At 59.9% G+C, this 21,584-nt stretch carries 24 protein-coding genes; 10 read left to right on the top strand and 14 right to left on the bottom strand.

The window, feature by feature from the left end:
* Positions 1-149: 149 nt before the first annotated feature.
* A complete protein-coding gene (locus PMI37_RS19005; protein WP_008083831.1) occupies positions 150-1,124 on the top strand; it encodes a serine/threonine protein kinase in 975 nt (324 codons plus the stop codon).
* 12 nt (positions 1,125-1,136) lie between these two features.
* Here the strand turns inward: PMI37_RS19005 and mtgA are convergent, their stop codons facing one another.
* A complete protein-coding gene (gene mtgA, locus PMI37_RS19000) occupies positions 1,137-1,859 on the bottom strand; it encodes a monofunctional biosynthetic peptidoglycan transglycosylase (protein WP_008083830.1) in 723 nt (240 codons plus the stop codon).
* A gap of 74 nt (positions 1,860-1,933) precedes the next feature.
* Between mtgA and PMI37_RS18995 the strand changes: the two genes are divergently transcribed.
* The 4 genes from PMI37_RS18995 (at position 1,934) to trmB (ending at position 4,308) form a co-directional block, all read left to right on the top strand.
* Complete coding sequence (locus PMI37_RS18995) at positions 1,934-2,305, top strand: DUF423 domain-containing protein (protein WP_008083825.1); 372 nt, start codon at positions 1,934-1,936, stop codon at positions 2,303-2,305.
* 212 nt (positions 2,306-2,517) lie between these two features.
* On the top strand, positions 2,518-2,718 hold the full coding sequence (gene thiS / locus PMI37_RS18990) for a sulfur carrier protein ThiS (RefSeq protein ID WP_008083819.1): 201 nt from the start codon (positions 2,518-2,520) through the stop codon (positions 2,716-2,718).
* 60 nt (positions 2,719-2,778) lie between these two features.
* On the top strand, positions 2,779-3,573 hold the full coding sequence (locus PMI37_RS18985; RefSeq protein ID WP_007913621.1) for a thiazole synthase: 795 nt from the start codon (positions 2,779-2,781) through the stop codon (positions 3,571-3,573).
* 9 nt (positions 3,574-3,582) lie between these two features.
* Positions 3,583-4,308, top strand: a complete 726-nt coding sequence (gene trmB, locus PMI37_RS18980) for a tRNA (guanosine(46)-N7)-methyltransferase TrmB (RefSeq protein ID WP_008083818.1) — start codon at positions 3,583-3,585, stop codon at positions 4,306-4,308.
* 242 nt (positions 4,309-4,550) lie between these two features.
* On the opposite strand, the gene PMI37_RS18975 is transcribed toward trmB, so the two are convergent.
* The 11 genes from PMI37_RS18975 to PMI37_RS18925 form a co-directional block, all read right to left on the bottom strand.
* Entirely contained in the window at positions 4,551-5,099 is a 549-nt protein-coding gene (locus tag PMI37_RS18975; protein ID WP_008083810.1) for an RNA 2'-phosphotransferase, read from the bottom strand.
* Positions 5,100-5,232: 133 nt separating this feature from the next.
* Positions 5,233-5,556: a DUF3392 domain-containing protein gene (locus tag PMI37_RS18970; protein ID WP_008083808.1), complete on the bottom strand. Its 324-nt coding sequence runs from the start codon at positions 5,554-5,556 to the stop codon at positions 5,233-5,235.
* A 35-nt stretch (positions 5,557-5,591) separates the two neighbouring features.
* Positions 5,592-6,797, bottom strand: a complete 1,206-nt coding sequence (hemW, locus tag PMI37_RS18965) for a radical SAM family heme chaperone HemW (RefSeq protein ID WP_008083805.1) — start codon at positions 6,795-6,797, stop codon at positions 5,592-5,594.
* A complete protein-coding gene (rdgB, locus tag PMI37_RS18960; RefSeq protein ID WP_008083802.1) occupies positions 6,794-7,390 on the bottom strand; it encodes an RdgB/HAM1 family non-canonical purine NTP pyrophosphatase in 597 nt (198 codons plus the stop codon). Before rdgB ends, hemW begins: the two co-directional genes overlap by 4 nt.
* A complete protein-coding gene (locus tag PMI37_RS18955) occupies positions 7,387-7,821 on the bottom strand; it encodes a DUF4426 domain-containing protein (RefSeq protein ID WP_008083800.1) in 435 nt (144 codons plus the stop codon). The genes rdgB and PMI37_RS18955 overlap by 4 nt, the downstream gene beginning before the upstream one ends.
* A gap of 25 nt (positions 7,822-7,846) precedes the next feature.
* Positions 7,847-8,467 carry a methionine biosynthesis protein MetW gene (gene metW, locus PMI37_RS18950; RefSeq protein WP_008083798.1) on the bottom strand — a complete coding sequence of 207 codons (621 nt, stop codon included), beginning with the start codon at positions 8,465-8,467 and terminating at the stop codon, positions 7,847-7,849.
* A gap of 7 nt (positions 8,468-8,474) precedes the next feature.
* Positions 8,475-9,614, bottom strand: a complete 1,140-nt coding sequence (gene metX / locus PMI37_RS18945; RefSeq protein WP_008083796.1) for a homoserine O-succinyltransferase MetX — start codon at positions 9,612-9,614, stop codon at positions 8,475-8,477.
* A 224-nt stretch (positions 9,615-9,838) separates the two neighbouring features.
* Entirely contained in the window at positions 9,839-10,129 is a 291-nt protein-coding gene (locus tag PMI37_RS18940) for a DUF167 domain-containing protein (protein ID WP_008083790.1), read from the bottom strand.
* Complete coding sequence (locus PMI37_RS18935) at positions 10,126-10,716, bottom strand: YggT family protein (protein ID WP_008083788.1); 591 nt, start codon at positions 10,714-10,716, stop codon at positions 10,126-10,128. Before PMI37_RS18935 ends, PMI37_RS18940 begins: the two co-directional genes overlap by 4 nt.
* 10 nt (positions 10,717-10,726) lie before the next feature.
* On the bottom strand, positions 10,727-11,545 hold the full coding sequence (gene proC, locus PMI37_RS18930; protein WP_008083786.1) for a pyrroline-5-carboxylate reductase: 819 nt from the start codon (positions 11,543-11,545) through the stop codon (positions 10,727-10,729).
* A gap of 23 nt (positions 11,546-11,568) precedes the next feature.
* Entirely contained in the window at positions 11,569-12,255 is a 687-nt protein-coding gene (locus PMI37_RS18925) for a YggS family pyridoxal phosphate-dependent enzyme (protein WP_008083785.1), read from the bottom strand.
* Positions 12,256-12,311: 56 nt separating this feature from the next.
* Between PMI37_RS18925 and PMI37_RS18920 the strand changes: the two genes are divergently transcribed.
* Positions 12,312-13,346: a type IV pilus twitching motility protein PilT gene (locus PMI37_RS18920; protein ID WP_008083784.1), complete on the top strand. Its 1,035-nt coding sequence runs from the start codon at positions 12,312-12,314 to the stop codon at positions 13,344-13,346.
* A gap of 132 nt (positions 13,347-13,478) precedes the next feature.
* Positions 13,479-14,366 carry an EamA family transporter RarD gene (gene rarD, locus PMI37_RS18915; RefSeq protein WP_008083783.1) on the top strand — a complete coding sequence of 296 codons (888 nt, stop codon included), beginning with the start codon at positions 13,479-13,481 and terminating at the stop codon, positions 14,364-14,366.
* Between the two features lie 222 nt (positions 14,367-14,588).
* On the opposite strand, the gene PMI37_RS18910 is transcribed toward rarD, so the two are convergent.
* Positions 14,589-15,107, bottom strand: a complete 519-nt coding sequence (locus PMI37_RS18910; protein ID WP_007910018.1) for a glycine cleavage system protein R — start codon at positions 15,105-15,107, stop codon at positions 14,589-14,591.
* A gap of 714 nt (positions 15,108-15,821) precedes the next feature.
* Between PMI37_RS18910 and PMI37_RS18905 the strand changes: the two genes are divergently transcribed.
* Positions 15,822-17,999 carry a malate synthase G gene (locus tag PMI37_RS18905; RefSeq protein WP_008083782.1) on the top strand — a complete coding sequence of 726 codons (2,178 nt, stop codon included), beginning with the start codon at positions 15,822-15,824 and terminating at the stop codon, positions 17,997-17,999.
* Between the two features lie 145 nt (positions 18,000-18,144).
* On the opposite strand, the gene PMI37_RS18900 is transcribed toward PMI37_RS18905, so the two are convergent.
* Positions 18,145-18,591 carry a response regulator gene (locus tag PMI37_RS18900; RefSeq protein WP_008083781.1) on the bottom strand — a complete coding sequence of 149 codons (447 nt, stop codon included), beginning with the start codon at positions 18,589-18,591 and terminating at the stop codon, positions 18,145-18,147.
* A gap of 258 nt (positions 18,592-18,849) precedes the next feature.
* Between PMI37_RS18900 and PMI37_RS18895 the strand changes: the two genes are divergently transcribed.
* Both PMI37_RS18895 and PMI37_RS18890 read left to right on the top strand, forming a co-directional pair.
* Positions 18,850-20,784, top strand: a complete 1,935-nt coding sequence (locus PMI37_RS18895; protein ID WP_338009891.1) for a putative nucleotidyltransferase substrate binding domain-containing protein — start codon at positions 18,850-18,852, stop codon at positions 20,782-20,784.
* On the top strand, positions 20,781-21,488 hold the full coding sequence (locus PMI37_RS18890) for a 3'-5' exonuclease (RefSeq protein WP_008083779.1): 708 nt from the start codon (positions 20,781-20,783) through the stop codon (positions 21,486-21,488). The genes PMI37_RS18895 and PMI37_RS18890 overlap by 4 nt, the downstream gene beginning before the upstream one ends.
* Positions 21,489-21,584: the final 96 nt, after the last annotated feature.

The following is a 21,584-nucleotide window of genomic DNA, read 5'->3' as shown; positions in this document are numbered from 1 at the left end:
GCAAGCCAGCTCCCACAGGGAACGCATTTCTAATGTGGGAGCTGGCTTGCCAGCGATAGCGTCAGCGAAGACACCAACCACCTCCCCCGCTGCCATCTGCGCTACCATGCTGGGCCGGACGCGGCAGCCTGCTGCGCGCAGGAGTCAGCATGGCCCACCCGTTTGAAACCCTCACCCCCGACCTCGTGCTTGATGCCGTTGAAAGCATCGGTTTCCTCAGTGATGCGCGCATTCTGGCGCTCAACAGCTACGAGAACCGCGTCTATCAGGTCGGCATCGAAGACTCCGAACCGCTGATCGCCAAGTTCTACCGTCCGCAACGCTGGACCAACGAAGCCATCCTCGAAGAACACAAATTCACCTTCGAACTGGCCGACGTCGACATCCCGGTGGTCGCCCCAATGATCCACAACGGCGAAACCCTGCACGAACACGCCGGTTTCCGCTTCACCCTGTTCCCGCGTCGTGGCGGCCGGGCGCCGGAGCCGGGCAATCTTGACCAGCTGTATCGCCTCGGCCAGTTGCTCGGGCGCATTCACGCGGTCGGCGCGACGAAGCCGTTCGAACACCGTGAAGCCCTCGCCGTGCAGAACTTCGGCCACGCCTCGCTGAACACTTTGCTCGAAGGCAACTTCATTCCGAAAAGCCTGCTGCCGGCCTACGAGTCCGTCGCCCGCGACCTGCTCAAACGTGTGGAAGATGCCTACGCCAACACGCCGCACCAAAACATCCGCATGCACGGCGATTGCCACCCCGGCAACATGATGTGCCGCGACGAGATGTTCCACATCGTCGACCTCGACGACTGCCGCATGGGCCCGGCGGTGCAGGACATCTGGATGATGCTCGCTGGCGACCGTCAGGAATGCCTCGGGCAGTTATCGGAATTGATGGACGGCTACAACGAGTTCCACGATTTCGATCCGCGCGAACTGGCGCTGATCGAACCGCTGCGCGCCTTGCGTCTGATGCACTACAGCGCGTGGCTGGCACGACGCTGGGATGACCCGGCGTTCCCGCACAGTTTCCCGTGGTTCGGCACCGAGCGTTATTGGGGCGATCAGGTGTTGGCGTTGCGCGAACAACTGTCGGCCCTCAATGAAGAGCCGCTGAAGTTGTTCTGATGCAGGAGAGGATCAGCGCGCCCACGGTGCGCGGCGCGAATCGTTGAGACCCAGCAGATAGCTGTCGCCACCCAACTGGCTCATCTGCTGGCGAATCCAGCCGGCGCGGCGCGACACGTAAGCGGTCGGATGGCTGGCGCTCCACACGCGCGGATTCGGCAACACCGCCGCCAGATAACTCGCCTGCTGGCGCGACAGCGACTTGGCGCTCACACCGAAATGATGACGGGCGGCGGCTTCAGCGCCGAACACACCGTCATCCCATTCGACGCTGTTCAGGTACACCTCAAGAATCCGCTGCTTGGGCCAGAACACCTCGATCAGCGCGGTGAACCAGGCTTCGAGGCCTTTGCGCAGATAGCTGCGCCCGGCCCACAGAAACAGGTTTTTCGACACTTGCTGGCTCAAGGTGCTGGCGCCGCGAATCGAACCGCCGAGTTCGTTGTGCGCGAGTGCGGCCTGAATTGCGCTGAAATCAAAACCCCAGTGCTCGGGGAACTTCTGATCTTCGCCGGCCATGACCGCGACTTTGAGATCGTCGGAGATCTCGTCCCACGGCTTCCACGTGCGTTGCAGATCAATCGGCTCGCCGTCGACCCACGACTCGACCTTGCGCTCGACCATCAGCGCCGTACCCGGCGGCGGCACGAAACGAAAGATCAGCACCAGCACGATGCTGCCGCCCGCGAACCAGAGCAGGGCTTTCGTGAGACGACGGAAAATAGTACGCAGCATAGAGATGGCTTGGCCGAACCCGTGGAGCGGGCCATTATACAGACCCTGCCGATCGAGTCTGACTGGAGTTCTTCATGTTGCGTGGCTTTCTGCTGCTGGCCGCTTTCTTTGGTTTTACCGGTGTCGCGCTGGGCGCTTTTGCCGCCCACGGCCTGAAAAACCGTCTGACGCCGGAATATCTGGCAATTTTCCACACCGGCGTCACTTACCAATTGGTGCACACGCTGGCGCTGTTCGGCGTTGCGCTGCTGGCCACGCATGTTCAGGGCCGACTGGTCACCTGGGCAGGCGTGTCCTTCACCGTCGGCATTCTACTGTTCTCCGGCAGTCTGTACGTGCTGACCACCACCGGCATCAGCAAGCTCGGCATCATCACCCCGTTCGGCGGCCTCGCCTTCCTGATCGGCTGGCTGTGCCTGGGCCTCGCCGCGTGGCGCCTGACCTGACCTGACCCACCATGAAACCGCTCCCTGTAGGAGCTGCCGCAGGCTGCGATCTTTTGATCTTGAAAAACAACATCAAAAGATCGCAGCCTGCGGCAGCTCCTACACGGGCCTGGGCATTTCAGCAGGGCAGCGGGTTTCAAGACGAATGGCTTGGGTCACCCTGTCTGATCGGGCTAGAATGCCAGCCCCTAAAAATGATGGCGGCATTGCGCATGCGCATTCAGTTGAACGGCGAATCCCTTGAACTGCCCGACGGTGAAACCGTTGCGGCCCTGATCACCCGTCTGGACCTGACCGGACGCCGGGTAGCAGTGGAACTCAATCTGGATATCGTCCCGCGCAGCCTGCATGCCGACACCACGCTCAACGACGGCGACAACGTTGAAGTGGTGCACGCCATCGGCGGCGGCTGATTGCCAGGCCCGCGAGGGCACAGAATTCTGCAAGACCCTCACTCCTAAAGAGGATTCCCCATGAGCATCGTTCGTAGCGACAAGCCTTTTGTGCTGGCCGGTCGTACTTACCAGTCGCGTTTGCTGGTTGGTACCGGCAAGTACCGTGACATGGAAGAAACCCGTCAGGCCATCGAAGCCTCGGGTGCCGAGATCGTCACCTTCGCCGTGCGCCGCACCAACCTCGGTCAGATCGAAGGCGAGCCGAACCTGCTCGACGTATTGTCGCCAGAGCGCTACACCTTCCTGCCGAACACTGCCGGTTGCTACGACGCCATCGAAGCCGTGCGCACCTGCCGCCTGGCCCGTGAGTTGCTCGACGGTCATAACCTGGTGAAGCTGGAAGTACTGGCTGACCAGAAGACCCTGTTCCCTAACGTCATCGAAACCCTCAAGGCTGCCGAAACGCTGGTCAAGGAAGGTTTCGACGTGATGGTGTACACCAGCGATGACCCGATCATCGCCCGTCAACTGGCGGAAATCGGCTGCATCGCGGTGATGCCGCTGGCCGGTCTGATCGGTTCCGGTCTGGGGATCTGCAACCCGTACAACCTGCAGATCATCCTCGAAGAAGCCAAGATCCCTGTGTTGGTCGATGCCGGTGTCGGCACTGCGTCCGACGCAACCATCGCCATGGAACTGGGTTGCGATGCGGTGCTGATGAACTCGGCCATCGCCCACGCCCAGCAGCCGGTGATGATGGCTGAAGCCATGAAACACGCCATCGTTGCAGGCCGTCTGGCCTACCTCGCTGGCCGTATGCCGAAAAAACTCTATGCCAGCGCCTCTTCGCCGCTGGATGGTCTGATCAAGTAAGAGCCATTGATGACTGAATCGAACGACACGCCTATCCAGCCGGAAGAAGGCGACGAGCGCCAACACCGCCGCATCAAGAGTTTCGTGATGCGTGCCGGGCGCATGACCGAAGGCCAGCAAAAAGGTCTGGATCAAGGCACGCCGCTGTTCGTGCTGCCGCTGGCGGACGCGCCGGTGGATTACGATCAAGTGTTCGGCCGTTCGGCACCGCGCTCGCTGGAGATCGGTTTCGGCATGGGCCACTCGCTGCTGGAAATGGCCGCGGCGGCGCCGGATCAGGATTTCATTGGCGTTGAGGTTCACCGTCCGGGTGTTGGCGCGCTGCTCAATGGCGTGCTGACGCAGGGCCTGACCAACCTGCGGGTCTACGATTGCGACGCGATCGAAGTGCTCAACCGTTGCATCGCCGACAACAGCCTCGATCGCCTGATGCTGTTTTTCCCGGACCCGTGGCACAAGAGCCGTCACCACAAGCGTCGTATCGTTCAGGCCTCGTTCGCTGAACTGGTGCGCAGCAAGTTGAAGGTTGGCGGCATTCTGCACATGGCCACCGACTGGGAACCGTACGCCGAATATATGCTGGAAGTGATGAACGTCGCGCCGGGCTATCGCAACCTCGCTGAAGACGGCAAGTGCGTGCCGCGCCCTGCCGAACGCCCGATCACCAAGTTCGAACGCCGCGGCGAACGTCTTGGCCACGGCGTGTGGGATCTGAAGTTCGAAAAACAGTCCTGAGCCAATGCAATACCCCCTGTAGGAGCCGAGCTTGCTCGCGAAGGCGCCCGCTCATTCAACATCAACGTTGACTGACACGCCGCCATCGCGAGCAAGCTTTGCTCCTACAGTTGTTTTCGGGGCTGCACCCAAAGCAAAACAGGTAGGAGCTGCGGCACGCTGCGATCTTTTGATCCTGATTTTCAAGATCAAAAGATCGCAGCGTGGCGCAGTTCCTACAGTTGTTTTGAGTGCCCAAAAAATCACACGGGCGAAAGGAATCGAGCGGGCACCTGCTCAGTCAGCCAGACGCCATTTTCGGCCTGATAGAACTTGAAGCCCTGCTCCTCCATCTGCTGCGCCGCAACCTGCAGAACGACTAACGTTCCATAGCGTTGACCCACGGCCGAGGCGGTGGCGATCTCCTCGGACAAGTGCACGTGATGGCGTTGTCCGGGAATCAAACCCTGTTCGTGGATCGAGTCGAGAAAACGCGTCGCAGTGCCGTGATACAGCGTTTGAGGTGGCTGTTTCTGCTCGAATTGCAGATCAACGCTTTTCGTCGAGTGCCCCTGAACCGCGCGGATAGAGTGGCCGTCTGCAGAAATCGCAAAACGCTTCTTGTCACTGCTGGCCACGACGTTTTCAATCAGCTCGCGACTCAACTGCCTGCCGTCACCCGCAGCCCCGCTGATCAGAGCGTCGATACTCGCCCAGCCCTCAGCATTAAGCGCCAAGCCGATCGCCTGAGGTTCGTGACGCAACACGAAGCTGAGAAATTTGCTTGTCTCGTCCAGCAACTTTTTACTCATGACCGTCCCTGATTCCCGGCAAAAAAATAAAACCCACGCTTGTAGGAGCTGCGGCACGCTGCGATCTTTTGATCCTGATTTTCAAGATCAAAAGATCGCAGCGTGCCGCAGCTCCTACAGTTGTTTTCTGGTGTTAGCGGCGGTCGGCGACTACGCCGATGAGGACGAGGACTACCAGCAGCACTGGCGCCAGGCTGTAATTGTTGAACTGGCTCAGGCCTTTGATCACCCACGGCGTGGCGTAGATCAGCGCGGCGCCGCTGCCGATCAGACACAACAGCGCCATCAATGGCACGCGCAAGGCGCCGGCGATGCTGCCCAGGCGTTGCTCGACCCAGCCTTTGAAATCGGCGCCGAACAGCACCAGCAAGCAGCCGACCAGCGCCAGGGCGATTTCCGAGAGGTTGCTGCGGCTCCAGCGGGAGACGGTGGCGAGCAGGTCGAGTATCAAATCCATGCGTTTTCCCTTGGGACAGAAGTTGAGGGTTGAGCTCAGTTCAGAAATTGTTGCAGCAAATCGTTGAGGAACAGCTGTCCGCGCTCGGTGGCCGCCAGACGTGACGGTTCGACCTGCAACAGACCGCTTTGTTCTGCCGCTGCCCGGCCTTCGGCGAGGCTTTCCAGCGACAGCCCGGTACGCTCCGGGTACAGGCGCGATTCCACACCCGCAGTCAGGCGCAACGCGTTCATCAAAAAGTCGAACGGCAGCTCATCATTGGTCAGCGATTTCTCGCCAGCCTGAAAATTTTTCGCCGGATTCAGATAGTCCTTCGGCAGCCGTGTCTTCCACGTCCGCACGATGCGCCCGTCCGGATGGCTCAACTTGCCATGCGCACCCGCGCCAATACCGATGAAGTCGCCAAAACTCCAGTAATTGAGGTTATGCCGCGCCGGTCGCCCAGCCTGTGCATAAGCCGAGACTTCGTACTGCGCGTAACCATGCTCGGCCAGCAGCGCCTGCCCGGCTTCTTGAATGTCCCACAGCGTGTCGTCTTCCGGCAGCACCGGCGGCTGATTCCAGAACACCGTGTTCGGCTCCAGCGTCAGTTGATACCAGGAGATGTGCGTCGGATTCAGCTCGATAGCCTGGCGCAGATCGCTCAAGGCATCGTCCAGCGACTGATCGGGCAAACCGTGCATCAAGTCGAGGTTGAAGTTATCGAACCCGGCCTGCCGCGCCATCCCGGCCGCGCGCACCGCTTCGTCACCGTTGTGGATGCGGCCCAGTGCCTTGAGCTTTTCCTGCTGGAAGCTCTGGATACCGATCGACAGACGATTGATCCCCAGCTTGCGGTAGGCGACAAACTTCTCTTGCTCGAACGTGCCCGGATTGGCTTCCAGGGTGATTTCGATGTCGTCGGCAAACGGAATGCGCTGCTCGACGCCTTCAAGCAAACGCCCAAGCGCTTCGGCGCTGAACAGGCTCGGCGTACCACCACCGAAGAAGATCGATGTCAGCTCACGGCCATAAACCGCGTGCAGATCCTGATCGAGATCGGCCAGCAAGGCGTCGACGTATTCCTGCTCCGGCAACACCGGGCTGGCGGTGTGCGAGTTGAAGTCGCAATACGGGCATTTGCGCACACACCACGGGATGTGGATGTACAGAGCCAAGGGCGGCAGCGTCGGCAGCGGCGCCCTAGGTGAAGAGGCGGCGCCGCCGACAATCAGCGACGACGCGGAAGAGTCACGGGTCATTTCAAGCCCAGACGCTGGCGCAGCAGATCCATTGCACGGGCGCGGTGGCTGATCTGGTTCTTGTCGGCCGGGCTCAGTTCGGCACTGGACACGTCGCGTTCCGGCACCCAGAACAGCGGGTCATAACCGAAACCGTGCTCGCCACTGGCAGCGGTCAGAATCCGTCCGTGCCACAGGCCTTCGCAGAGGATCGGCAACGGATCGTCAGCGTGACGCACCAGCGCCAGCACGCAAACGAACTGGGCGCCGCGCTCCGCTTCCGGCACGTCCTTCAAGGCGTCGAGCAGTTTGGCGTTGTTCGCCGCGTCGCCCTTGCCATCGGCATAACGCGCCGAATAGATGCCCGGCGCACCGCCAAGGAAATCCACCGCCAGACCGGAATCGTCGGCCAGCGCCGGCAGCCCGGAAATGCGTGCGGCGTTGCGCGCCTTGAGGATCGCGTTCTCGACGAACGACAGACCGGTTTCTTCCGGCTCGACCTTGCTCCACTCGCCAATCGAGCGCAGTTGCACCGATTCGCCGAGCATGGCCTGAAGTTCTTTGAGTTTGCCGGCGTTATGGCTGGCCAGTACGAGCTGCTTGATGTTCATCATTCGCCGGGAAAGAGTTCTTGGTTGAAATTGATGGTGTTGATCTTGTCGCCGTTCTGCACCTTGATTTCAAAGGTGCGGGTTTCCTGCTGTTCCACCGGGTACTGGGCGATGTAGTAGATCGCGCCCTGTTCGGTGACCTGGCGGAAATTCAGCGGCACGCTCTGGCTGGTCAGGTCCTTGACGGTGCCGGTGACGTTGGCGACCAGCGGTTTGCCGTCCTTGATCACCGAGACATTGATCACGCCCTGATTCTTGCTGCGGATCAGCTCCGCTGCCTTGGCGATGTCCGGTTGCAGGAACGTCGAGTTGAAAGTGTTGTAGTGCACCGTCACGTCGCCAAAGGTTTCCTTGCGCTCACCTTTGATGACATCCGCTGCCAGTGCGCTGGCACTCAGGCAGGCGGTCAATAACAACAACGCTAAACGACCCATGATCGTCTCCTCGAAATGACGGGATTCAGACCGCGACTTTGTGGTCTGCAAGCTGCGGGCTGCTGACGCGGTAGATACCGATCTCACCTAACAGATTAGGCCATAGCTTACTGGCCCACCCGTGGCGGTGCTGTTGATCCACGGCAAGCCGATCAATGACCTTCGCATCACGTTCGCGACACAGTTCTTCAAAGTCTTCGAAGGTGCAGAAGTGAATGTTCGGCGTGTTGTACCAGGTGTACGGCAGAAACTCGGAAACCGGCATGCGACCCTTGCTCGCCAGGTACCAGCGGCAGCGCCAGTGACCGAAGTTCGGGAAGGTAATGATGCATTGGCGACCGACCCGCAGCATTTCGTCGAGGATCTTGTCCGGGTAATGCACGGCTTGCAGGGCCTGGGTCATGACGACGATGTCAAAACTGTTGCTGGCGAAGTTGCCCAGCCCCTTGTCCAGATCCTGCTCGATGACGTTGATGCCCTTGGCCACGCACTCGGCGATGTTGTCGGCGTCGTTTTCCAGGCCATAACCGGTGACGTTCTTGTTGTCGCGCAGCCAGGTCAGCAGCTCGCCGTCACCGCAACCGAGGTCGAGGACGCGGCTGCCGGCGGGGATCCATTCCTGGATGATTTCCAGATCAGCTCTCATGGCTTTCTCACAACGTGATGCGGTTCATGTAATTGCCGAACGCCTGCAAGTAGCGCGGGATCGGAATCAGGAAGGCGTCGTGGCCCTGCGGCGCATCGATTTCCAGATAACTGACGTCCTTGCGCGCCGCCATCAGCGCATCCACCAGTTCACGCGAACGCGCCGGGGAGAAACGCCAGTCGGTGGTGAACGACATCACGCAGAACTTGGCCGTGGCGTTGGCGAAGGTTTTCGCCAGGTCATCGTCGAAGTTCGCCGCCGGATCGAAGTAATCCAGCGCCTTGGTCATCAACAGATAAGTGTTGGCGTCGAAGCGTCCGGAGAACTCTTCGCCCTGATAACGCAGGTAGCTTTCGACCTGGAACTCGACACTGTGGAAGTCGTAGTTGAGCTTCTCGCTCTTCAGGCCACGGCCGAATTTCTCGCCCATCGAATCGTCGGACAGGTAGGTGATGTGCCCGACCATCCGCGCCAGCATCAAACCGCGCTTGGGGATCACGCCCGCTTCCTGGAACGAACCGCCGTGGAATTCCGGATCGGTCAGGATCGCCTGACGCGCGACTTCGTTGAAGGCGATGTTCTGCGCCGACAACTTCGGTGCCGAAGCGATGGCCAGGCAGTGACGTACGCGATCCGGGTAAGTGATGGTCCATTGCAGCGCCTGCATGCCGCCGAGGCTGCCGCCGATCACCGCCGCCCACTGGCCGATGCCGAGCAGGTCAGCGAGGTGTGCCTGGCTGTGTACCCAGTCTTCCACGGTGAGCACCGGGAAGTCGGCACCGAACGGTTTGCCGGTCTCGGGGTTGATGCTGCTCGGGCCGGTGGAGCCGTTGCAGCCGCCCAGATTATTCAGGCTGACCACGAAGAACTTGTTGGTGTCGATCGGTTTGCCGGGGCCGATGCAGCTGTCCCACCAACCGGGCTTGCGGTCGTCGACGCTATGGTAGCCAGCGGCGTGATGGTGGCCGGACAAGGCGTGGCAAATCAGCACGGCGTTGCTCGCTTGCGCGTTCAGCGTGCCGTAGGTTTCGTAGATCAGGTCATAGGCGGCCAGCGACCGACCACAGGCCAAGGCCAGCGGTTCGCTGAAGTGCGCGGTTTGCGGCGTCACCAGACCAACAGAATCGGGGGGAAAGGCAGTTGGCATCGACCCTGCTCTCGTTGAAATGAGGCGTAAGTCTAAAGACCGGGGGGGTTAGCGGCAAGCAACGATCGGGCCTCATTCATTCATTGAACGCGCCCCCTGTGGTGAGGGGATTTATCCCCGTTGGGTGGCGAAGCCGCCCCCTGCGTTCTACCAGCCAAACCGGGTTGGCAGGTTTTACGACTGCTGCGCAGCCGAGCGGGGATAAATCCCCTCGCCACAGGAGATCAGGGGCGCACTAGTCCGGGCAAATCCGGCAACTTCTTCGGCGAGCAAATCTTCACTCGCTTCTGCCGGTTTAGCTCACCACTGAGCAAACTCACCTGACTCTTCGAAACCCCAAACGCCTTGGCCAGAAAACCCATCAGATACGCATTGGCCTTGCCCTCGACCGGCGGTGCGGTCAGGCGGATCTTCAGGCGATCACCGTGCAGCCCGGCGAAATCATCGCTGCGGGCTGCCGGTTGCAAGTGACACTCGAGGATCAAGTCGTCACCGTCCCATCGAAACCAGCTCACATCAGCAGACGGAGGATTTCCGGCATCATCGTCATCGCGGCCAGATTGTTGATCACCAGCATGTCGATCAGCTTAAGCGCAAGGAAGGCGAAGATCGGCGACAGATCCAGACCGCCGAGATTCGGCAGGAACTTGCGGAACGGCGCCAGCGCCGGCTCGCAGATCTGATTGACCAGCTCAGCGCCCGGATTGTGGCTGCCCGGTGCGACCCACGAGAGAATCACGCTGATGATCAGGGCGAAAAAGAAGATCTTCAGGAACAGCGCGGTCACGCCGATCAGCGACCAGATAAACAGTTGCAGCGGATTACCAGTGGTGCCGTAAGTCAGCAGCAGGGTCAGCGCCATCAGTGCCAGTTGCACCAGAATCGCCAGCACCAGCGACGACATGTCCAGGCCGAACAGGCTCGGAATGATTCGGCGCAGTGGCTTGAGCAGGGGCTGGGTCGCTTTGACAATGAACTGGCACAGCGGGTTGTAGAAGTTCGCCCGCACCAGTTGCAGCACGAAACGCAGCAACACGATCAGCAGGTACAGACTGCCGAGGGTTTGCAGCACGTAAACCGCTGCAGTGTTCAATCCAATCATGTAAGGCTCCTTATTTGCCCAGTTGTTCGGCCATTTCGGCCGAGCGGTGCGCGGCGGCGCCGAGTGCAGTTTCGACCAGGGCTTCGAAGCCATTGGCCTGGAATGATTTGATCGCCGCTTCGGTGGTGCCATTTGGCGAGGTCACGCGGCGACGCAGTTCGGCAGCATCGACATCACTGGAGACGGCCATGTGTGCCGCGCCCAACGCCGTTTGCAAGGTCAGTTGTTCGGCGATTTCCTTGGGCAGACCGAGTTTGACGCCGGCAGCGGTCATCGCTTCGATCAGCAGGAAGAAGTACGCCGGGCCGGAGCCGGACACGGCGGTCACCGCATCCAGTTGCTGTTCTTCGTTCAGCCACAGCGCGATGCCGACGGCGGACAGCAGCTCTTCGGCTTGCTGACGCTGCTCGGCGGTGACTTCGCTGGTCGCGTACAAACCGCTGACGCCCTGACGCAGCAGCGCCGGGGTGTTCGGCATGCAGCGCACGATCGGCTGCTCGCCGAGCCACGCGGTCATGCTCGCGCAAGTGATGCCGGCGGCAATCGACACCACCAGCTGATTTGGTTTCAGACTCGGGCGAAGCGCTTCGCACACGGTTTTCATGGCTTGTGGCTTGACCGCCAGCACGATCACGTCGACGCCGTCGATGGCCTGAGCATTGTCGGCAAAGGTTTCGATGCCGTGTTCAGCGCTGACCCTGGCACGGGTTTCTTCGCCCGGATCGCTGGCACGGATGTGGGCAGCTTCCAGACCTTTGGCGCGCAGGCCGCCGATCAAACTGGCAGCCATGTTGCCGGCACCGATAAAGGCAATACGTGTGTTGCTCATGTGTGGTCCTTATCTGGAAACGTTCAAGATTGGGAATAGTCACGCGCGCCAAACAGGGCCGTACCGATACGCACCCAAGTGGCGCCTTGGGCAATCGCCGACTCAAGATCGTGGCTCATGCCCATGGACAGTGTGTCGAGCGGCAAATCGAGGCTGGCCTGCAATTTCTGCACGGCGGCGAAGGCCGCGTCTTGCTCGGCGCGGTCGTCGGTCGGCTCGGGAATTGCCATCAAGCCGCGCAGTTTCAAACGCGGCAAAGTGCTGATCGCAGCGGCCAGCGCCGGCAGATCGTCAGGCGTGCAGCCGGATTTACTGACCTCACCGCTGACGTTGACCTGAATGCAGATATTCAGCGGCGGCAGCTCGGCCGGGCGTTGTTCGGACAGACGTTGAGCGATTTTCAGGCGATCCACGGAATGCACCCAGTCGAAATGCTCGGCAATCGCGCGAGTCTTGTTCGATTGAATGGGGCCGATGAAGTGCCAGATCAAGGGCAGGTCGGCCAGTTCGAGCTGTTTGCCCAAGGCTTCCTGCAGGTAGTTCTCACCAAAGTCGCGCAGGCCGGCGGCATACGCTTCGCGCAGGGTCTCGGCGGGTTTGGTTTTGCTCACGGCGAGCAACTGGACGCTGTTTACAGGACGGTGTGCGGCTTGGGTCGCGGTCTGGATGCGCGAACCAACGTGGGAAATGTTGTCTGCTATCGTGGACATCAAGAGGCGCCGGCGGTCTGAAGGTTCGCGGCATTCTACTGGAAACGAGGATCGCTATGGATATCACTGAACTGCTGGCCTTCAGCGCCAAACAAGGCGCTTCCGACCTGCACCTGTCGGCCGGTCTGCCGCCGATGATCCGCGTCGACGGCGATGTACGGCGGATCAATCTGCCGCCGCTGGATCACAAGCAAGTGCACGAGTTGATCTACGACATCATGAACGACACCCAGCGGGTCGACTTCGAGAAACATCTGGAAACCGACTTTTCCTTCGAAGTCCCCGGCGTCGCGCGTTTTCGGGTCAACGCCTTCAACCACAACCGTGGCGCCGGCGCGGTTTTTCGTACCATCCCATCGAAAGTGCTGAGCATGGACGACCTCGCCATGGGTGATGTTTTCCGCAAAATCACCGACGCGCCGCGCGGGCTGGTGCTGGTCACCGGGCCGACCGGTTCGGGCAAATCGACCACGCTGGCGGCGATGATCGATTACCTCAACAACCATCGTCATCACCACATCCTGACCATCGAAGACCCGATCGAATTCGTTCACGAATCGCGCAAATGCCTGATCAATCAGCGTGAAGTTCACCGCGATACCCGCAGTTTCGCCACCGCACTGCGCTCGGCACTGCGCGAAGACCCGGACGTGATTCTCGTCGGTGAGATGCGCGATCTGGAAACCATTCGCCTGGCGCTGACCGCCGCAGAAACCGGGCATCTGGTGTTCGGCACCCTGCACACCACGTCGGCGGCGAAAACCATCGACCGGGTGGTCGACGTGTTTCCCGGCGACGAGAAATCGATGGTGCGCTCGATGCTCTCGGAATCGCTGCTGGCGGTAGTCTCGCAGACGCTGATCAAGAAGATTGGCGGCGGCCGGATTGCGGCGCACGAGATCATGCTCGGCACGTCGGCGATCCGTAATCTGATCCGCGAGGACAAGGTGGCGCAGATGTATTCAGCGATTCAGACCGGAGGATCGCTGGGCATGCAGACCCTCGACATGTGCCTGAAAGACCTGGTGACCAAGGGCTTGATCAGCCGCGAGCATGCCCGGGAGAAAGCGCGGACGCCGGATAATTTCTGATCACTGTTGATGAGCCTTCTCTGGGGAGGCTCATTCCTTCGTTCACACATTCCTGACCAATCAACTGCGGCACTGGCTGACAAACCTCCTTACAATCCCCTCCTTTGTTAGCTGCCTAAGCAAGGATTCTGCATGCAAGCCGCCAACCCGCGTCGCGGGTACATCCTGGGCCTTACCGCCTACATCATCTGGGGCCTGTTCCCGATCTACTTCAAAGCCATTGCCGAAGTCCCGGCGGTCGAGATCATCATCCATCGGGTGCTGTGGTCGGCGCTGTTCGGCGCGTTGCTGCTGATGGTGTGGAAACACCCGGGCTGGCTGCGCGAGTTGCTCGACAATCCCAAGCGTCTGGCGATTCTGGCCTTGAGCGGCACACTGATCGCGGCCAACTGGCTGACGTACGTGTGGTCGGTGAACAACGGACGCATGCTGGAGGCGAGCCTCGGTTACTACATCAATCCGCTGGTCAACGTATTGCTGGGGATGCTGATTCTTGGCGAACGTCTGCGGCGGATGCAGTGGCTTGCGGTTGGGCTGGCAGCGGTTGGCGTGGCGCAGCAAGTCTGGCAGGTCGGCAGTCTGCCGTGGGTGTCGCTGGTGCTGGCGCTGACCTTTGGTTTCTACGGACTGATCCGCAAACAGGCACCGGTCAAGGCGTTGCCGGGCCTGGTGGTGGAAACCTGGATGCTGGTGCCGATTGCTATCGCCTGGCTGCTGTTCAATCAGACCGCGACCAGCGCGCAACCCGAGTTCTGGACCACGTCGCAAGCCTGGTGGCTGGTCGCCGCCGGCCCGGTGACGCTGGTGCCGCTGGTGTGTTTCAACGCGGCGGCGCGGCATCTGCCCTACACCACGCTGGGCTTCCTGCAATACCTGGCGCCGACGCTGGTGCTGCTGCAAGCGGTGCTGCTGTTCGGTGAGCACTTGTCGTCCAGCACGCTGGTCGCGTTCATCTTTATCTGGGCTGGCTTGGCGGTGTACAGCGTCGACGCGTGGATAAGTTTGCGCCGGCGCAGCTGATCAAAAAACATACAAACCTCCGCAGGCCACGGTTCTCGTGGCCTGCAACGTTCCTTCCCAAGGTTATCCACAGCGTGATCCCCGCCGTTTGTGCGCAACTCACTGAATACTGGCGGTTTTTTGATCAACTCCAGCAAAGCCACGGCGGGCGTGGCGTTGCTCGCAGTCTCTACAGGTTATCCACAGGCAGGTGCACGTTAAAACTGGATAACCTGCTCAGCGTTAAACGTCTGTGCGTAACACCAATTCGACCATCAAATCATCGGCCAGGGTTTCCAGGCGCGACTGCAACACGTCGAGCGATAAAGTCAGCGGCACGGCGAGAATCGCTTCGGCATGGAACAGCGGTTCACTGCTCATCGGTGCGGGGCGCACTTCGGTCACCAGCCTTTCAAGGTTCACGCCCTGCTCGCTGAGCAAGCGGGTGATGTCACGGACGATCCCCGGGCGGTCGTTGCCGACCAATTCCATGGCAATCGGTTTCCAGGTGCAGGATTGTTCGATTCCGCTTTCAGCAATCAGTACGCGAATGCCATGAGTCGACAGCGCTTGTAGGGAATCGACTAATTCGTCGTAAGCCTCTGCCGGCACGCCCACCCGCAGAATCCCGGCAAACTGCCCGGCCATCCGCGACATGCGACTTTCCAGCCAGTTACCGCCGTGCTCGGCAATGCATTGGGCAATACGCTCGACCTGCCCGGGCTTGTCCGGGGCGAAAACGGTGAGTACGAGATGGTCCATGGCGCCGCCCTCTTGTCATGACTGTTGTTATAGAAGGGGAAGTATAGGCAAGGGCGTTGATTCAGCCTGACCCGACCTGCCTTGCTGGGAAACTGTGCCTGGGTTCGGGTTCGGGTTTGGGTTCGGGTTTGGGTTTGGGTTTGGGTTTGGGTTTGGGTTTGGGTATGAACCTGTGGCGAGGGGATTTATCCCCGTTCGGCTGCGCAGCAGTCGTAAATCCTGCCAATTCGGTTTATCTGCCAGAACGCTGGGGGCGGCTTCGCCACCCAACGGGGATAAATCCCCTCGCCACAATTGACCCCACCACCAAGCCCTATGTGACAGATGCCATAGCAGCCAAATAGTATTTATGTGTACAACTTTTGATATTTAGCTGGAACAATCCAATGGTTTTTTGAGAACATCCCGTTCCGCGATGTGACCGCAATGCGACATGAGGTCGCAGAACGACGTAATTAGTCTGATTTTCACAAGCGCAACTCATCATGTAGTATGCCGCAGCGCGCACTACATAACGCTGGATCAATGTCTGCCCAAGGCATGTTCGCAACCCTGAAAGCCCCGTCAGCAAGGCCCCAAGCCTTTGATTGGTCCCAGCCCAGCCGCCAGCAATGGCATGTACTGGTCGGCAGGTTTGTGGTTTAAATGGCCAGAGGCTTCATTGTCAAATTGAAGAGCTGAAAAGCGAAATAGCTGAGCAGAGTGAGGCAAGCAATGACTGAACACGTTCAAGTCGGTGGCCTGCAGGTCGCCAAAGTCCTGTTCGACTTCGTGAACAACGAAGCCATTCCCGGTACCGGCCTCACCGCCGAAAAATTCTGGGAAGGTGCCGACAAGGTCATTCATGACCTGGCGCCGAAGAACAAAGCCCTACTCGCCAAACGCGATGACTTCCAGGCACGCATTGACGCCTGGCATCAGGAACGCAACGGTCAGGCGCACGACGCCGTGGCCTATAAAGCTTTCCTGCAAGAAATCGGTTATCTGCTGCCAGAAGCGGCTGATTTCCAGGCAACGACACAAAACGTCGATGATGAAATCGCCCGTACCGCCGGCCCGCAACTCGTTGTGCCGGTGATGAACGCCCGCTTCGCTCTCAATGCTTCGAACGCCCGCTGGGGTTCGCTGTACGACGCCCTCTACGGCACCGACGCGATCAGCGAAGACGGTGGCGCGGAAAAAGGCAAAGGCTACAACAAGGTGCGTGGCGACAAAGTCATCGCCTTCGCCCGTGCGTTCCTCGACGAAGCTGCGCCATTGGCTGCTGGCTCCCACGTCGATTCGACCGGCTACAAGATCGCTGACGGCAAACTGCTGGTCACCCTCAAGGATGGCAGCAACGCTGGCCTGCGCGACAATGCGCAACTGATCGGTTTCCAGGGCGACGCCAACGCGCCAATCGCCATCCTGCTGAAACACAACGGTCTGCACTTCGAAATCCAGGTCGACGCCACCACCCCGGTTGGCCAGACCGACGCTGCCGGCGTCAAAGACATCCTGATGGAAGCGGCACTGACCACCATCATGGACTGCGAAGACTCCGTAGCCGCCGTCGATGCTGACGACAAAGTGGTGATCTACCGCAACTGGCTCGGCCTGATGAAGGGCGACCTGTCGGAATCCGTGTCCAAGGGCGGCCAGACCTTCACCCGCACCATGAACCCGGACCGTACCTACACCGCGCCGAATGGCGGTGAAGTGACGCTGCACGGTCGTTCGCTGTTGTTCGTGCGTAACGTTGGCCATCTGATGACCATCGACGCGATTCTCGACAAAGACGGTAACGAAGTGCCGGAAGGCATCCTCGACGGTCTGGTCACTTGCCTCGCGGCGATGCACAACCTCAATGGCAACACCTCGCGGCGCAACACTCGCACTGGTTCCGTGTACATCGTTAAACCGAAGATGCATGGCCCGGAAGAAGCGGCGTTCACCAACGAGTTGTTCGGGCGCATCGAAGACGTGCTCGGTCTGAAACGCAACACGCTGAAAGTCGGGATCATGGACGAGGAGCGCCGCACCACGGTGAACCTCAAGGCCTGCATCAAGGCAGCCAGCGAGCGCGTGGTGTTCATCAACACCGGTTTCCTCGACCGCACCGGCGACGAAATCCACACCTCCATGGAAGCCGGCCCGGTTGTGCGCAAGGCTGACATGAAGGCTGAGAAGTGGATCGGCGCCTACGAAAACTGGAACGTCGATATCGGTCTGAGCACCGGCCTGCAAGGTCGTGCGCAAATCGGTAAAGGCATGTGGGCGATGCCCGATCTGATGGCCGCGATGCTTGAGCAGAAAATCGCCCACCCACTGGCTGGCGCCAACACCGCTTGGGTTCCATCGCCGACTGCCGCTGCACTGCACGCGCTGCACTACCACAAGGTTGACGTGTTCGCCCGTCAGGCCGAACTGGCCAAACGTGCTCGCGCGTCGGTCGACGACATCCTGACCATCCCGCTGGCGGTCAACCCGAACTGGACGCCAGAGCAGATCAAGAACGAACTGGACAACAATTCCCAGGGCATTCTTGGTTACGTGGTGCGCTGGATCGACCAGGGTGTGGGTTGCTCGAAAGTGCCGGACATCAATGACGTCGGCCTGATGGAAGACCGTGCCACGCTGCGTATCTCCAGCCAGCACATCGCCAACTGGCTGCGCCACGGCGTGGTCACCGAAGCGCAAGTGATGGAAAGCCTCAAGCGCATGGCGCCGGTGGTTGACCGTCAAAACGCCAACGACCCGCTGTACCGTCCGCTGGCCCCGAACTTCGACAGCAACATCGCCTTCCAGGCGGCGGTCGAACTGGTGGTCGAAGGCACCAAGCAGCCGAACGGTTACACCGAGCCGGTTCTGCACCGTCGTCGTCGCGAGTTCAAGGCGGCTAACGGCCTGTAAATTTGCGCTGATGTGAAAAAGCCCTGATCTTTGGATCAGGGCTTTTTTATTGGACGCAGAATCAAAAGATCGCAGCCTTCGGCAGCTCCTACATGAGATCACCTCTAGGAGCTGCCGAAGGCTGCGATCTTTTGATCTTCAAACCTCAGGAATCGATACCTAATTCATGTTTCACCAACGCCAATAACTTCACCGTATCAATCGGCTTGAGTAGAAAATCCACCACGCTCAAATGCATCGCCGCGATTGCGTCCTTCACATCGGCATCGCCCGAGACAATGATGATCGGCATCGCCGCCCGCACCGATTCGCGTACCTGCCGAATCAAATCCAGGCCATCGACATTGCCCATGCGCAGATCGGTGATCACCAGGCCAATCGAAGGTTTCTCGGCGAGCATCTTCAGGGCTGTCTCGCCACTGGCCGCCGTCATGCAACGAATACCGTCCAACGCGAGAATCTCCGACAACAGCTCCCGGGCGTCCTTGTCGTCATCGACGATCAGTACACGCTGCGGCGGCAGATCGGGTTCGAGCATTACTGCGCTGAGCGCCTCTCGCTCGGCATCGCTCAAAATATCGTGGTCGGACATGGCGTTCTCTAAGTGTTCAAAACAGTCCCTTGGCAAGTGGTCAGACATCGCTGGGCAGAGCTTCAATGTGCACTTCGTCGGATTTTTTTCCAAGGGGGTAACCAAGGGAATTTCCGACTGTTTGCGTAGGGCATCTCCGAAACTTCGCCAATGGTGGCAAAACCTAGACTTACGTCCAATGGGCACCCTGTCCGTAGGGGCCGACCATGGCCGTAACGATCCGACAACAACAATTCGAAAAAGACTGCGGTAATGGTTATGAGTAAAGCGGACGCCTTCACCCAGGCAGGGAAAACCGCGGTATTGCAGAACATTCAGGGCACCCTGCAATTCCTCCAGCGCTTCCCGCCCTTCAATCAGATGGAACACGCCCACCTCGCGTATCTGGTGGAGCAATGCCAACTGCGGTTTTACGCTCAGGGCGAGAGCATCATCAAACCCGTCGACGGCCCGGTCGAACACTTCTATATCGTCAAGCAGGGCCGGGTGGTCGGCGAACGTCAGCACATCACCAAACCCGGTACCGAGACCACGTTTGAAATCACCACCGGCGAATGTTTTCCGCTTGCTGCTTTGCTCGGCGAACGCGCGACGCGCACCGAGCATCTGGCTGGCGAAGATACGTTCTGCCTGCAACTGAACAAACTGGCGTTCATCAAGCTGTTCGCCCTCTCCAACGCCTTCCGTGATTTTGCCCTACGCGGGGTCAGCAGCCTGCTTGATCAGGTCAATCAGCAAGTGCAGCAGAAAGCCGTGGAAACCCTCGGCACGCAGTATTCGCTGAACACCCGCCTGGGCGAGTTGGCCATGCGTCATCCCGTGACGTGCAGCCCGGACACGCCGCTGCGCGAAGCGGTGAAGCTGATGCACGAGCAACAGGTCGGCAGCATCGTCGCCGTAGACGAAAACAAAGCACCGCTGGGGATTTTCACCCTGCGCGATTTGCGCCATGTGGTGGCTGAAGGCGTCGGTGATTTCAGCGAAGCCATCGAACGCCACATGACCCGCGCGCCCTTCTATCTGTCGCCGGATCACAGCGCGTTCGATGCGGCGATTGCCATGACCGAACGGCACATCGCCCACGTTTGTCTGGTCAAGGATCAACGCTTGTGCGGCGTGGTCTCCGAGCGCGATCTGTTTTCCCTGCAACGGGTCGATCTGGTGCATCTGGCGCGGACCATCCGCAGTGCGCAACGGGTCGAACAATTGGTGACCCTGCGCGGCGAGATCGGCCAACTGGTCGAACGCATGCTCGCCCATGGCGCGTCCTCGACGCAGATCACCCACATCATCACCTTGCTCAACGACCACACGGTGTGCCGGGTGATCGAGTTGACCCTCGCCGAAAAAGGCGACCCCGGCGTGCCGTTCAGTTGGCTGTGTTTCGGCAGCGAAGGTCGCCGCGAGCAGACGCTGCACACCGATCAGGACAACGGCATTCTGTTCGATGCCCGCGATGCGGCGCATGCCGCAGAAATTCGCGGCAAGCTGCTGCCCATCGCCCAGCAGATCAACCTGAGCCTGGCGCAGTGCGGCTTTACCCTGTGCAAAGGCAACATCATGGCCGGCAACCCCGAGCTGTGTTTGTCGCGGGCGGAATGGGCGCGGCGTTTTGCGGCGTTTATTCGTGAGGCGACGCCGGAGAACCTGCTCGGGTCGAGCATTTATTTCGATCTGCGCGTGGTCTGGGGCGATGAACAAAGCTGCGAGCAATTGCGCCGGGGCATTCTTGATCAGGTCGGCGACAACCGTTTGTTCCAACGCATGATGGCCGAGAACGCCTTGCGCAACCGTCCGCCGGTGGGGCGTTTCCGTGAGTTCGTATTGGCGCGCAAGAATGGCGAAAAAGCCACGCTGGATCTGAAGGTTCAGGGCCTGACGCCGTTTGTGGACGGCGCACGCTTGCTGGCGTTGGCCAACGGTATCGACGCCAACAATACCCTCGAACGCTTCCGTCAGTTGGTCGATAAAGAAGTCATCGAACGGCTGGACGGCGCGGCGTATGAAGAGGCGTATCACTTCATTCAGCAGACGCGCATGCAGCAACATCAACTGCAGACGCGGGAGAATTTGCCGTACTCCAACCGTGTCGATCCCGACAGCCTCAATCATCTCGACCGACGCATCCTCCGCGAATCCTTGCGTCAGGCGCAACGCCTGCAAAGCAGCCTGACCTTGCGGTATCAGCTATGAGCCTGTTTTCGTGGCTGCGCCCGGCGAGTCCGGTGGTGCCGGCGGACTTGCAGCAGCGTCTGGCCAAGCTGCCGGTGATCACCGATCTGAGCGACTGCAGCCTGCGTGAGCAACGCTGGGTGGTGCTGGACCTGGAAACCACCGGGCTCAACCTGAACAAGGATCGCGTGCTGTCGATCGGCGCGGTGGTGATCGAGGACGGCGCGATCGACTTCAGCCAGCAGTTCGAACGCACGCTGCAATGCCGCGAGTTGAAGCTCAGTCCCAGTGTGTTGATTCACGGCTTGGGGCCAAATGCGATTGCCGCCGGCAGTGAGCCTGCCGAGGCGTTGCTGGAGCTGCTGGAGTTTATCGGCAACAGCCCGGTGCTGGCGTTTCATGCGCCGTTCGATCAGCACATGCTCGGGCGCGCGCTGAAGGAACATCTGGGGCACAAGTTGCAGCAGGTGTTTGTGGATGTCGCCGACATTGCACCGCTGGTGTGCCCGCAAGCGCAGATCCGTGAGGCGGGGCTGGATGAGTGGATCGACTGGTTCAAGCTCGAAGTGTTCGAGCGGCATAACGCGAGTGCCGATGCGTTGGCCACGGCGGAGTTGGCGTTGATTCTGTTCAGCCGCGCGCGCGCGCAGCAGATTCATAGCCCGCTGAATTTGCAGCAGCGCCTGAGCCAATGGAAACGCCGCCAGCAAGCCCCCTCCTTCTAAAAGCCCCCTGTAGGAGCTGCCGCAGGCTGCGATCTTTTGACCTTGATCTGCAAAAACAAGATCAAAAGATCGCAACCTGCGGCAGCTCCTACCGGG

Origin of the sequence: Pseudomonas sp. GM80 (assembly GCF_000282515.1) — a bacterium.
Lineage (GTDB): Bacteria > Pseudomonadota > Gammaproteobacteria > Pseudomonadales > Pseudomonadaceae > Aquipseudomonas.
Note: the sequence above shows the minus strand (reverse complement) of the source record. Positions and strands in the feature narration are given on the sequence as shown.